At 70.6% G+C, this 12150-nt stretch carries 13 protein-coding genes; 10 read left to right on the forward strand and 3 right to left on the reverse strand.

Annotated elements, in window-relative coordinates:
• The first annotated feature begins 350 nt into the window (after positions 1 to 350).
• The 6 genes from AB5J51_RS26805 to AB5J51_RS26830 all read left to right on the forward strand — a co-directional run bounded on the left by AB5J51_RS26805 (position 351) and on the right by AB5J51_RS26830 (position 4910).
• A complete protein-coding gene (locus AB5J51_RS26805; protein WP_030291432.1) occupies positions 351 to 776 on the forward strand; it encodes a DUF3052 domain-containing protein in 426 nt (141 codons plus the stop codon).
• A gap of 150 nt (positions 777 to 926) precedes the next feature.
• A complete protein-coding gene (locus AB5J51_RS26810; protein WP_030291433.1) occupies positions 927 to 1385 on the forward strand; it encodes a peroxiredoxin in 459 nt (152 codons plus the stop codon).
• 201 nt (positions 1386 to 1586) lie between these two features.
• The gene (locus tag AB5J51_RS26815; RefSeq protein WP_030160471.1) at positions 1587 to 2162 is read left to right on the forward strand and encodes a TerD family protein; all 576 of its coding nucleotides are present in this window, start codon (positions 1587 to 1589) and stop codon (positions 2160 to 2162) included.
• A 157-nt stretch (positions 2163 to 2319) separates the two neighbouring features.
• Positions 2320 to 2895 carry a TerD family protein gene (locus AB5J51_RS26820; protein ID WP_053688414.1) on the forward strand — a complete coding sequence of 192 codons (576 nt, stop codon included), beginning with the start codon at positions 2320 to 2322 and terminating at the stop codon, positions 2893 to 2895.
• A gap of 25 nt (positions 2896 to 2920) precedes the next feature.
• Positions 2921 to 4036: a DUF475 domain-containing protein gene (locus tag AB5J51_RS26825; protein WP_136226961.1), complete on the forward strand. Its 1116-nt coding sequence runs from the start codon at positions 2921 to 2923 to the stop codon at positions 4034 to 4036.
• Positions 4037 to 4169: 133 nt separating this feature from the next.
• Positions 4170 to 4910, forward strand: a complete 741-nt coding sequence (locus tag AB5J51_RS26830; protein WP_030291436.1) for a Tellurium resistance — start codon at positions 4170 to 4172, stop codon at positions 4908 to 4910.
• Between the two features lie 111 nt (positions 4911 to 5021).
• On the opposite strand, the gene AB5J51_RS26835 is transcribed toward AB5J51_RS26830, so the two are convergent.
• A complete protein-coding gene (locus tag AB5J51_RS26835) occupies positions 5022 to 5792 on the reverse strand; it encodes a TerD family protein (RefSeq protein ID WP_053785282.1) in 771 nt (256 codons plus the stop codon).
• A 194-nt stretch (positions 5793 to 5986) separates the two neighbouring features.
• On the opposite strand from AB5J51_RS26835, the gene AB5J51_RS26840 reads away from it, so the two are divergent.
• The 4 genes from AB5J51_RS26840 to AB5J51_RS26855 are packed head-to-tail and all read left to right on the forward strand — an operon-like array spanning position 5987 to position 11245.
• The gene (locus tag AB5J51_RS26840; protein ID WP_053785281.1) at positions 5987 to 7153 is read left to right on the forward strand and encodes an HpcH/HpaI aldolase/citrate lyase family protein; all 1167 of its coding nucleotides are present in this window, start codon (positions 5987 to 5989) and stop codon (positions 7151 to 7153) included.
• Positions 7154 to 7161: 8 nt separating this feature from the next.
• A complete protein-coding gene (locus tag AB5J51_RS26845) occupies positions 7162 to 9738 on the forward strand; it encodes a phosphoribosyltransferase (RefSeq protein ID WP_369778816.1) in 2577 nt (858 codons plus the stop codon).
• On the forward strand, positions 9735 to 10589 hold the full coding sequence (locus AB5J51_RS26850; RefSeq protein WP_136226960.1) for an HAD family hydrolase: 855 nt from the start codon (positions 9735 to 9737) through the stop codon (positions 10587 to 10589). Before AB5J51_RS26845 ends, AB5J51_RS26850 begins: the two co-directional genes overlap by 4 nt.
• Positions 10586 to 11245 (forward strand): O-methyltransferase, encoded by a 660-nt coding sequence (locus AB5J51_RS26855; RefSeq protein WP_369778817.1) that lies wholly within the window; start codon positions 10586 to 10588, stop codon positions 11243 to 11245. The genes AB5J51_RS26850 and AB5J51_RS26855 overlap by 4 nt, the downstream gene beginning before the upstream one ends.
• A 34-nt stretch (positions 11246 to 11279) precedes the next feature.
• Here AB5J51_RS26855 and AB5J51_RS26860 read toward each other — a convergent pair whose 3' ends face one another.
• Both AB5J51_RS26860 and AB5J51_RS26865 read right to left on the reverse strand, forming a co-directional pair.
• A complete protein-coding gene (locus AB5J51_RS26860; RefSeq protein ID WP_369778818.1) occupies positions 11280 to 11486 on the reverse strand; it encodes a zinc ribbon domain-containing protein in 207 nt (68 codons plus the stop codon).
• 38 nt (positions 11487 to 11524) lie between these two features.
• Positions 11525 to 12064 (reverse strand): DUF4383 domain-containing protein, encoded by a 540-nt coding sequence (locus tag AB5J51_RS26865; RefSeq protein WP_053785369.1) that lies wholly within the window; start codon positions 12062 to 12064, stop codon positions 11525 to 11527.
• Between the last annotated feature and the right edge of the window lie 86 nt (positions 12065 to 12150).

The raw sequence follows: 12150 nt of genomic DNA on the forward strand, positions 1-12150 counted from the left end.
TCACCGGAGTCGCGGCGATTCGGGGCGCCGTCGGCGGCCGGTCCGGCCAAATCGCAACCTTACGCTCAAGATGATCAGCTGGTTCGGAAGCCCGTTCGTCCCTCAAACAGGTAGGAAAGCCGTCCGGAGTCGCCGATGATGCCGAATGACCTGGAATGGTGTGGGATGAATCACCAGACGTGCGCGCGGGAAGGCTGAAAGTTGCGGCGAGACGGCCGTAATCGTCACCGTTTCGACGGTCTCGGCGGCCGGGTACTTGCGCGATCCGCCGCGCCCGTGTGGACTACGCCCAATGCTGCGCGTACGCGCGCCGCCGAAGACATTCACCGAACATGAGCAGGAGGCACCCCGTGAGCGCGACCGCGGACCACGCGGAGAGCCTGGCCGCCCGGCTGGGTTTCCAGTCCGAACAGGTGGTCCAGGAGATCGGCTACGACGAGGACGTCGATCAGGATTTCCGTGACACCGTCGAGAAGCTCGTCAGCGAGCTCGCCGACGAGGACTACGACGACGTCGCCGACGCGGTGTTGCTGTGGTTCCGCGACGAGGACGGCGATCTGACGGACACCCTGGTCGACGCGACCGAGCTGGTCGAGGAAGGCGCACTGATCCTGCTGCTGACCCCCAAGACGGGCCGTGACGGCTTCGTCGAGGCCAGCGACATCAGCGAGGCCGCCACGACCGCCGGCCTCTCGCTTGCCAAGGGCCTGCCCGTCGGCAAGGAGTGGACCTCCACCAAGCTGGTGACGCCGAAGGCCGCCAAGTCCAAGCGCTGAGCCGCGCCCCGCAGCCAAGCGGACACGCACCCCGTCGGCCGGATTCCCATCCGGTCGGCGGGGTGCGTGCGTTCCGGGCCCCTGATCCCCATAGGCTGGACCCACCCGAACAGCCCAATGCAGGGATGCAGGAACGAAGGGATGCGAGAGATGGCGATCGAGGTCGGCAGCAAGGCCCCGGACTTCGAGCTCAAGGACAACCACGGCGCGACCGTGCGGCTCTCCGACTTCCGGGGGGAGAAGGCCGTGGTGCTGCTCTTCTACCCGTTCGCCTTCACGGGGGTCTGCACCGGCGAGCTGTGCGAGCTGCGCGACCAGCTGCCGCGGTTCCAGAACGACGACGTCCAGCTCCTCGCGGTCTCCAACGACTCCGTGCCGACCCTGCGGGTCTTCGGCGAGCAGGAGAACCTGGACTACCCGCTGCTGTCGGACTTCTGGCCGCACGGCGAGACCTCCCGCGCGTACGGCGTCTTCGACGAGGAGAAGGGCTGCGCGGTCCGCGGCACCTTCATCATCGACAAGGACGGCATCGTGCGCTGGACCGTCGTCAACGGCCTGCCCGACGCGCGTGACCTGAACGAGTACATCAAGGCCCTCGACAGCCTCTGAGCCGGCCTCGGGCCGGGCTCGGGGCCCCGTCGGGGCCCCGACGGGGCCCCCGGGCACTTGGTGCACTTCCAGCGGGTTCCGGGAACTGTTCACCGGGAAAGACGCCGGCAGGCGGGAACCCGTCACTAGGATCGAAACGTTGATCCCGGTAGAAACCGCACGACGGGGCACCGCCCCACACATGAACCCAATGGAGGACCCGTGGGAGTCAGCCTCAGCAAGGGCGGAAACGTCTCGCTGACCAAGGCCGCGCCGAATCTGACGGCGGTCATCGTCGGTCTGGGCTGGGACGCTCGCACCACCACCGGCGTCGACTTCGACCTCGACGCCAGCGCGATCCTGACCAACGACCAGGGCAAGGTCGCCAACGACTCGAACTTCGTGTTCTTCAACAACCTGAAGAGCCCGGACGGCTCGGTCGAGCACACCGGTGACAACACCACCGGTGAGGGCGAGGGCGACGACGAGGCCATCAAGGTGAACCTGGCCGGCGTCCCGGCCGATGTCGCCAAGATCGTCTTCCCGGTCTCGATCTACGAGGCCGAGAGCCGCCAGCAGAGCTTCGGCCAGGTCCGCAACGCGTACATCCGCGTGGTGAACCAGGCCGACAACTCGGAGCTCGCCCGTTACGACCTCTCCGAGGACGCCTCGACCGAGACCGCCATGGTCTTCGGCGAGCTGTACCGCAACGGTGCGGAGTGGAAGTTCCGCGCCATCGGCCAGGGCTACGCCTCCGGCCTGCGCGGCATCGCCCAGGACTTCGGCGTCAACGTCTGAGCCTGCCAGCAGTCACCCGTCCGGCGCCGTGCACTGTGTGTACGGCGCCGGACGTGCTTTGCAACGATCCACCGGCCGGGCTCACGGGCCGGGATTCACCGCCGGCCCGCCATGCGGGCGCGCCGCGATCACCACGTCGTCCGGGGAGGACCACAACATGGGCGTCACACTCGCCAAGGGGGGCAACGTCTCCCTCTCCAAGGCCGCACCGAACCTCACCCGGGTCCTGGTCGGTCTCGGTTGGGACGCGCGCTCGACCACGGGGGCCGATTTCGACCTCGACGCCAGCGCGCTGCTGTGCCGCGACGGCCGGGTCCTGGGGGACGCGTACTTCGTCTTCTACAACAACCTGAAGAGCCCCGAGGGCTCCGTCGAACACACGGGGGACAACCTCACCGGCGAGGGTGAGGGCGACGACGAGTCGATCATCATCGACCTGACGAAGGTGCCGGTCGAGGTCGACAAGATCGTCTTTCCGGTCTCGATCCACGAGGCGGAGGCCCGCCGCCAGAGCTTCGGCCAGGTCAGCAATGCCTTCATTCGCGTGGTGAACGAATCGGACGGCCAGGAACTGGCCCGCTACGACCTCACCGAGGACGCCTCGAGCGAGACCGCAATGATCTTCGGCGAGGTCTACCGGTACGGCGGCGAATGGAAGTTCCGCGCAGTGGGGCAGGGGTACGCGTCGGGGCTCCGGGGCATCGCTCTAGACTTCGGGGTCAACGTTTCGTAAAGCCGTACAAGACGATGGGGTGCCAGTGGTTCTCAAAACCTTCGGCTGGTCGTTCGCAGTCACTGCGCTCGGTCTGGTCGCAGCGGTGTTCTACGGGGGGTGGACCGGATTCGGGATCGTCGCGATCCTGTCCATCCTTGAGATCTCGCTGTCCTTCGACAATGCGGTGGTCAACGCCGGAATCCTGAAGAAGATGAATGCCTTCTGGCAGAAGATCTTCCTCACGGTCGGCGTGCTCATCGCCGTGTTCGGCATGCGCCTGGTCTTCCCCGTCGTGATCGTCGCGATCACCGCAGGCATCGGCCCCATCGAGGCCGTCGACCTGGCGCTGAACGACAAGGACATGTACCAGCAGCTGGTCACGGACGCCCACCCGGCGATCGCGGCCTTCGGCGGCATGTTCCTGCTGATGATCTTCCTTGACTTCATCTTCGAGGACCGGGACATCAAGTGGCTCGCGTGGCTCGAACGCCCGCTCGCCAAGCTCGGCAAGATCGACATGCTGTCGGCGTGCATCGCTCTGATCGCCCTGCTGATCACGTCCATGACCTTTGCCGCCCACGCCCACCAGCACGGCGGGGCCCACGTGGACAAGGCGCAGACCGTCCTGGTCTCCGGCATCGCCGGTCTGATCACCTACATGATCGTCGGCGGGCTCTCGGGCTACTTCGAGAACCGCCTCGAGGAAGAGGAAGAGGCCGAGCACGAAGCGGAGGAGGCGGCCAAGAAGAGCGGCAAGCCCGTCTCGGCCGTCGCCATGGCCGGCAAGGCCGCCTTCTTCATGTTCCTCTACCTCGAAGTCCTCGACGCCTCCTTCTCCTTCGACGGGGTCATCGGCGCCTTCGCCATCACCAACGACATCGTGCTGATGGCCCTCGGCCTCGGCATCGGTGCCATGTACGTCCGGTCGCTCACGGTCTACCTGGTCCGCCAGGGCACCCTCGACGACTACGTCTACCTGGAGCACGGCGCGCACTACGCCATCGGCGCGCTCGCCGTGATCCTGCTCGTCACCATCCAGTACGAGATCCACGAGGTCATCACCGGACTCGTCGGCGTGCTGCTCATCGCCTGGTCCTTCTGGTCCTCGGTGCGCCGCAACAAGCGGTTGGAACTGGAGGGTTCCGCCGCCGAGGCATGATCACGGCGGTAATGCGGAACGCTCCATCTGCGGGGCGGCCGGGCTGGTCTGCGGACCTTCCCGGCCGCCCCTTCCGCGTACAGGCCGCGCTGTCCGCAAAGCGCTGTCCGCACAGCAAGAGGGGGGTAGGGGAATGGGATTCTTCGACGGGATCAGGGGCAGCCGGGCCCTGCAGTTCGACTCGGGCGGCGCCTCGGCGGCGATCGAGCTGACGAAGCGGCATCCGACGGTGTCGCTCACCAAACAGGGGGCGGTCCACGGCAACCTCCGGGTCAACCTGTCCTGGCGCATGCGCAGCTCGGACATCGGCGGCCGCGGCGGAGGCGAGGGCGGCCGGCTCCTGCGCCACCCGTTCAAGCTGTTCAAGCCCGACATGGTGCAGGCGCACACCCAGGGCATGGTCAACGTCGACCTGGACCTCGGCTGCCTCTACGAGCTGGCCGACGGCACCCGGGGCGTCGTACAGCCCCTGGGCAACCTCCACGGCGACATCAACAGCCCGCCGTACGTGAAGCTCAGCGGCGACGACCGGTTCGGGGCGCCCTCCGGGGAGACGGTCTTCGTCAACCTCGACCACGCCGACGAGATCAAGCGGCTGCTGGTGTTCGTCTACATCTACGACCAGACCCCGGCCTTCGACCGGACGCACGCCATGGTCACCCTGTACCCGATCACCGGGCCGCGGATCGAGATCCCGCTGGAGGAGCGGCAACCGCAGGCCCGCTCCTGCGCGGTGCTCACCCTGGAGCACGTCAAGGGCGAGCTGATCGTGCGGCGCGAGGTGAAGTTCGTGTACGGGTTCCAGGCCGAGCTGGACCGGCTGTACGGGTGGGGCCTGCAGTGGGGGCGGGGCTACAAGAGCACCAAGGCCTGAGCGGGGGCATGAGCGGGGCGTGACCGGGGCCCGGGCCTGGACCCGGGACCCCCACGGGACCCCACCGGGGGCCCCGACCGGGGCCCCCGGCGCGGGCCCCTCAGGCGGGCGTCAGCGGCGGATGAACTGCGGGCCCTGCACCGGCAGCCGGAAGGTCGGGTCGCCGCCCGGCACCGGTACCGGGGCCGGGGACACCGGCTGCGGGTACCCGTACGCCGGCTGCGCGGCCGGCGGGGCCTGCGTCAGTGGCGCCGGCGGGGTCGGCGGGCGCATCGCGGCCGTCTGCTCGGCGGTCGGCCCGGCGGCGGGCGCGGACCCGGACGAGCCCTCGGCGGCGTTCTCGTCCACGGAGATCCCGTGGTCGGTCGCCAGCCCGACGAGCCCGTTCGAGTAGCCCTCGCCCAGCGCGCGGAACTTCCACCCGTCGCCCCGTCGGTACAGCTCCCCGCAGATCAGAGCCGTCTCGGCGCCGGTCTCGGGCCGTACGTCGAAGTAGGCCAGCGGCTCGGAGCCACCGGTCGCCGTGGCGTCGTACAGCAGGATCCGCAGGTCCCGGACCCGCTCGAACGGCACGTCCTCGGCCGAGGCCACCACCAGGACCCGGTCCACGACCGGCGGCACCGCGCGCAGGTCCGCCTGCACGGCATCGGTGATCCCGTCGCCGAGCTGCTTCTTGCCGAGCCGCCAGACGGACCCCGAGGGGTGCCGGGGCTGGTTGTAGAACACGAAGTCCTCGTCCGAGCGCACCCGCCCGTCCGGGCCCACGAGCAGCGCCGAGGCATCGACGTCCGGCACCTCCGGGCCGCCGGTCCAGCGCAGCACCGCCCGGACCGCCACGGCGGTCACCGGGATGTTCGAGCCCTTCTGCATCGCGTGCGTCATGCCCGTCATCCTGCCCTCCCGGGGCGGCGCGGAACAACGCGGCCCCCCGCAGGGCCTTGTCCCGGACGAAAGTCCTGGGCATGGTGCAAGAGGGTTACCTGAACTTCATGTGCTTGAGGAACTCTTGACTCATATTCGTACGTACTATTACCGGCCATGCCAGTTGGGCCGCCGAGGCAGTACGGGGGAAGCACATGCGTCACTTTGGGCACGTATCGCCCACCGTCCGTAAGGACCTCTTCCACCAAGAGCCGGCCGAGTTCACCGCCGCCTCGCCCGCCCGCATCCTCGCCGCCGCCCTCGGAGCCACCCTCTACAGCCCCGCCACCCGCCCCCACCTCGCCGGGGACGTCCACAAGCAGGCCGGCCGCGGAGTCGTCTCCATGGTCCTCTGCCTGGAGGATTCCATCAGCGACGCCGAGGTCGCGGGCGCCGAGGACAACCTCGTCCGGCAGTTCGCCGCCCTCGACGCCGAGGGCGGGGAGCTCCCCCTCCTCTTCATCCGGGTCCGCACCCCCGAGCAGATACCCGACCTCGTGCGCCGCCTCGGCGGCTCCGCACGAAGACTGGCCGGATTCGTACTCCCCAAGTTCACCGAGAACCGCGGAACCGCCTTCCTCGACGCCGTGGCCCAGGCCGAGGCCGACAGCGGACAGCACCCGCTGTACGCGATGCCCGTCCTGGAGACCCCCGACCTCCTCCACCTCGAAACCCGCGTCGAAGCACTCGCGGGCATCTCCCGCACCGTCAACCGGTACCGCGACCGCGTCCTGGCCCTGCGCCTCGGCGTCACCGACTTCTGCTCGGTCTACGGACTGCGCCGCACCCCGGACATGACCGCCTACGACGTCCAGATCGTCGCCGGAGTGATCGCCGACGTGGTGAACGTGCTCAGCCGCGCCGACGGCACCGGTTTCACCGTGACCGGACCCGTCTGGGAGTACTTCCGCAGCCAGCAGCGCCTCTTCAAGCCCCAGCTGCGCCGCAGCCCCTTCCTCCAGGAAGGCGCCGAGGAACTGCGCACCACCCTCATCGAGCACGACCTCGACGGGCTGCTGCGCGAGATCGAGCTCGACCGGGCCAACGGACTCCTCGGCAAGACCTGCATCCACCCCGCCCACGTCACGCCCGTCCACGCACTGTCGGTGGTCTCCCACGAGGAGTTCAGCGACGCCCAGGACATCCTGCGCCCCGAGCGCGGCGGCGGCGGAGTCATGCGCTCCGCCTACACGAACAAGATGAACGAAGTGAAGCCCCACCGGGCCTGGGCCGAGCGCACCATGCTGCGCGCCGAGGTCTTCGGTGTGGCGAAGGAGGAGGTCGGCTTCGTCGACCTGCTCACGGCCGGGCTCCAGGTGTGAGCCCGCCCTTGAACCCCTCGGACACGGAGAGAGGCAAGACGATCGACGCGGTGTGGTCGGGAACCTGGGTCGCGGACCGGCTGGGCGTACGCCTGGAGGAGGCCGGCGCGCCGGGATCGCCACGGCTGGACGAGCTGCTCGGACTGGCGCTGCGGCGCAACCCGAAGCGCGCCCACCTGCTGGTCTCGCAGTTGCTGGGCAAGCACGTCCCGCAGTCCCCGGAGGCCGTCTACGCCGCCGGACACGGGCTCGGCGAGCGGGTCCGCGCCCTGCTGGGCGACGAGGCCGCCTCCGCGGTGGTCCTCGGGTACGCCGAGACCGCGACCGGGCTGGGCCACTGCGTGGCCGACGGCCTCGGCGGCGCCCCCTACCTGCACTCCACCCGCCGCCCCGTGCCGGGCGTGGAGCCCGCCGGCGGGTTCGAGGAGGCCCACTCGCACGCCACCTCGCACCTGCTGCTGCCGGAGGACCCGAAGCTGCTGGCCGGCACCGGGCCGCTGGTCCTCGTCGACGACGAGTTCTCCACCGGCAACACGGTCCTGAACACCATCCGCGACCTGCACGCCCGCCACCCCCGGGCGCACTACGTGGTCGTCGCCCTCGTCGACATGCGCTCCCCGGCCGACCGCGACCGGCTCACCGCCTTCGCCGCCGAGCTCGGCGCGCGGGTGGACCTGATCGCCCTGGCCTCCGGCACGGTGCACCTGCCCGAGGGGGTCCTGGCCAAGGGACAGGCGCTGGTCGAGGAGTACGAGCGGCAGGGCGCGGGGGCGGTGGCCCCGGCTCCGGCCCCGGCTCCGGCTTCCGGGGCCCCCGCCGGGCGGCTCGTGCTGGAGTGGCCCGCCGGGGTCCCCGACGGCGGCCGGCACGGGTTCACCCCCGAGCACCGCACCCGGCTCGAGGCGGCCCTGCCCGCGCTGGCCCGGCAGCTCGCCGATGCGCTCGGAGCCGAGCCCGGAAGGGTCCTCGTACTCGGCAACGAGGAGCTGATGTACGCGCCGCTGCGCCTCGCGCGGGCCCTGGAGGAGTCGGGCGCCGCGGCCGAGGTCCGGTTCTCGACCACCACCCGCTCGCCCGTGCTCGCCGTCGACGACCCCGGCTACGCCATCCGCACCCGGCTCGTCTTCCCCGCGCACGACACTCCGGCCGACGGGCCCGGCGACCGGTACGCCTACAACGTCGCCGGCGCCGGGTTCGACACCGTCGTTGCCGTTGTCGACAGCCACGGGGACACCGGTGCGCTGGACGCTCCCGACGGGCTCCTCGCCTGCCTGGCCCCGCACGCCGGGCGGGTCCTGCTCGCGGTGGTCCCCTCGTACGTCCCCTCCGTTTCCCCCGACGTCTTCTCCGGCGTCTCCTCCGACGTCTTCTCCGACGTCTCCTCCGGCGTTTCCTCCGAGCGGCGGGAGCCGATCATGCCCGAGCCGGTCCTGCCCGAGCCCCTGCGCGGCCCCGCCTTCTCCTCGTACGCCCCGCAGGACTGCGGCTGGCTGCTCCAGGACCTCTCCGACGTGGCGCTCGAGGCCCCCACCGAGGAGCGCGAGGAGGCCATCCAGGCGGGCGGCGCGCACTACGCCGAGTCGCTGCCCGTCGAGTACCAGCCGTCCCCCCAGTACCAGGAGCTGTACCGCAGCGCGCTGGCCGCGTCCGCCGCGCGCATAGCCCGGGCCGTCGGCACGGTCACCGAGACGGTCCTCGCCGAGCGGTCCCCCTCCCCGGTCCTCGTCTCGCTCGCCCGCGCCGGCACCCCCGTCGGCGTCCTCATGCGCCGCTGGGCCCAGGCCCGGCACGGCCTGGACCTGCCGCACTACGCCGTCTCCATCGTGCGCGGCCGCGGCATCGACCCCAACGCGCTGCGCTGGCTGGCCACCCACCACGACCCCGCCGACGTGGTCTTCGTGGACGGCTGGACGGGCAAGGGCGCCATCACCCGCGAGCTGGCCGCGGCCCTTCGGGCCAGTCAGGAGGCGGGGGGCCCGGGCTTCGATCCGGAGATCGTGGTCCTCGCCGACCCCGGCTCCTGCGTGCGCACGTACGGCACCCGCGAAGACTTCCTGATCCCCTCCGCCTGCCTCAATTCCACCGTCTCCGGACTGATCTCGCGTACGGTGCTCAGGTCCGACCTGGTCGGGCCCGCCGACTTCCACGGCGCGAAGTTCTACCGCGAGCTCGCCGGAGCCGATGTCTCCACCGGCTTCATCGACACCGTCGCCGCCCGCTTCGACGAGGTGGCCGAGGCCGTCGACGCCGAGGTCAAGGAGCTCCTCGCCACCGACCGCACACCCACCTGGGAGGGCTGGGCGGCGGTCGAGCGGATCAGCGAGGAGTACGGCATCCACGACGTGAACCTGGTCAAGCCCGGCGTCGGCGAGACGACGCGGGTGCTGCTGCGGCGCGTGCCGTGGAAGATCCTGGCGCAGCGCGGCGCCGGGGCCGACCTGGACCACGTACGGCTGCTCGCCGAGCAGCGGGGCGTGCCGGTGGAAGAGGTCGACGGGCTCCCCTACACGTGCGTAGGACTCATCCACCCCCGCTTCACGCGCGGCGCCACGGGCGCCGACGGAAAGGCCGTGACCTCCAAGTGACTGTCCTGGTAGCCAGTGATCTCGACCGCACGCTCATCTACTCGGCGGCCGCCCTCGGCCTGACCATGCCCGACCCGGCGGCCCCGCGGCTGCTGTGCGTCGAGGTGCACGAGAGCAAGCCCCTGTCGTTCATGACGGAGACGGCCGCGGCGCTACTGGCCGAGCTGAGCGCCGATCCCGCGGTCGTCTTCGTCCCGACCACGACCCGTACGCGCAAGCAGTACCAGCGCATCCGCTTCCCCGGGCGCCCGGCGCCGTACGCGATCTGCGCCAACGGCGGGCAGCTGCTCGTCGACGGCGTCCCGGACCGGGACTGGCGGCGCCGGGTGGCGGCACGGCTGGCCGAGGAGTGCGCGCCGCTGGAGGAGGTCCACGGGCACCTGCTGGCCACGGCGGACCCGGCGTGGCTGCGCAAGGCGCGGGTCGCGGAGGACCTGTTCGCATACCTGGTCGTCGAACGCGCCCTGGTCCCGGACGAGTGGGTCAAGGCGCTCACGGAATGGGCCGACGGCCGTGGCTGGACGGTCTCCCTCCAGGGCCGCAAGATCTACGCCGTGCCGCGCCCGCTGACGAAGAGCGCGGCCATGCACGAGGTGGCCCGCCGTACCGGCGCGACCACGACGCTCGCCGCCGGCGACTCCCTGCTGGACGCGGACCTGCTGCTGGCGGCGGACGCGGCCTGGCGCCCGGGCCACGGCGAGCTGGCCGACGCGGGCTGGAGCGCGCCGACGGTCACGCCCCTGGCCGCGGCCGGTGTCCTGGCCGGCGAGGAAATCGTGCGCGCTTTCGCCCGCGCGGTCGCCGTAGAGGGTGTCCGGCCGGGCGGTGCAGTCGGCACACTGGGCGCATGACCAAGGGCAACAGCACCAAGATCACTGACGAGCTGTACCGCTACATGCTCGACCACAACCCCCCGCTGGACGAGATCCAGCGGGGGCTGGTGGCGACGACGTACGAGAAGTTCCCGGACGTGGCCGGGATGCAGTCGGCCGAGGAGCAGGGCCCGCTGCTGGCCTTCCTGGTCCGGCTGACGGGCGCCCGCCACATCGTCGAGATCGGCACCTTCACCGGTTTCTCCACCTTGTCGATGGCGCAGGCCCTGCCTGTGGACGGCACGCTCGTCGCCTGCGACGTCTCGGAGGAGTGGACCGCCTACGGCCGCGAGGCCTGGAAGGCGGCGGGCGTCGCCGACCGGATCGACCTGCGGATCGCCCCGGCGCTGGACACCCTGCGCGCCATGCCGCAGGAGCCGCACATCGACATGGCCTACGTGGACGCGGACAAGGAGAGCCAGATCGCGTACTGGGAGGAGCTCGTCCCGCGGCTGCGCCCGGGCGGGCTGATCGTCACGGACAACACGCTGTTCCACGGCACGGTCCTGGACGAGTCCGCCACGGGCTCGGCTGCCGGGGTGCGCGCCTACAACGACCACGTCGCGGCCGACTCCCGCATGGAGTCGGTGCTGCTGGCGATCTCGGACGGCATCACCCTGTCGCGCAAGCGCTGAACGCTGACGCTGACGCCGGCGGGGAACGGCCGGGTCAGCAGCAGCCCCCGCCACCGCAGCAGCCCCCGCCGCCGACGGGTGCGGGGGCGCTGCTGGTCCCGCCCACGGCGACGGCGGACAGCAGCTTGACGGTGTCGGCGTGCCCGGCCGGGCAGTCGGCGGGAGCGGACGACTCGGCCATGGGGCGGCTGACCTCAAAGGTGTCGTCGCAGGTCCGGCAGCGGAATTCGTAACGAGGCATGGCCCAAGGCTACAGAGCGGGACGGCCCCGCCACAGCCTCAGAGCCCGTGAAGGGCGGCGGCGCGGGCCCGGTCCTCGCGTGCGGCCTGCTGGGGATTGCGGGCGCGCCAGTACGGATTGTCGTGCGGGAGGGCGCTGCCCACCCGCCCGTACATCCCGAACCACATCAGCATCACGCCGACGACGAAGCTGAACAGCACGTTCTGGATCTTGAAGGCCAGGAAGTTCAGGCCGGTGTCCAGCAGGGCCAGGTTCACGAACCCGCTGGCGATGAAGGCCAGCCCCAGCACGATGTTGAGGGTCGAGGCGAAGTTCCCGCCGATCACCATCCCGACGAAGAGCAGCAGCCCGATGCAGATCGACAGGACGCTCAGCGCGCCGTTGGTGTTCAGCGCGAGCACCCGGTCGCCGCCGGTGTCGAAGAACCCGATCTGGTCGATGAGCCCGAGGATCCCGAAAGCGACCAGCAGCAGACCCGTCAGGCCCGCGCCCACCCGGTACACCTTGCTCAGCTTGTGGTCGGAGGGCAGGTGCTCGTCCAGCCGGGCATTGACGGGATGCGCGATGCGCCGCACCAGGTAGGGGACGTGCGGTGCGGGGAGCTCGATCGGCGCATGGGCCACGTACGGCGCGTAATGCTCATGGGGCTCGTGACACCCGTAGG

The sequence above is a fragment of the Streptomyces sp. R33 genome (assembly GCF_041200175.1).
Classification (GTDB): Bacteria; Actinomycetota; Actinomycetes; order Streptomycetales; family Streptomycetaceae; genus Streptomyces; species Streptomyces katrae_B.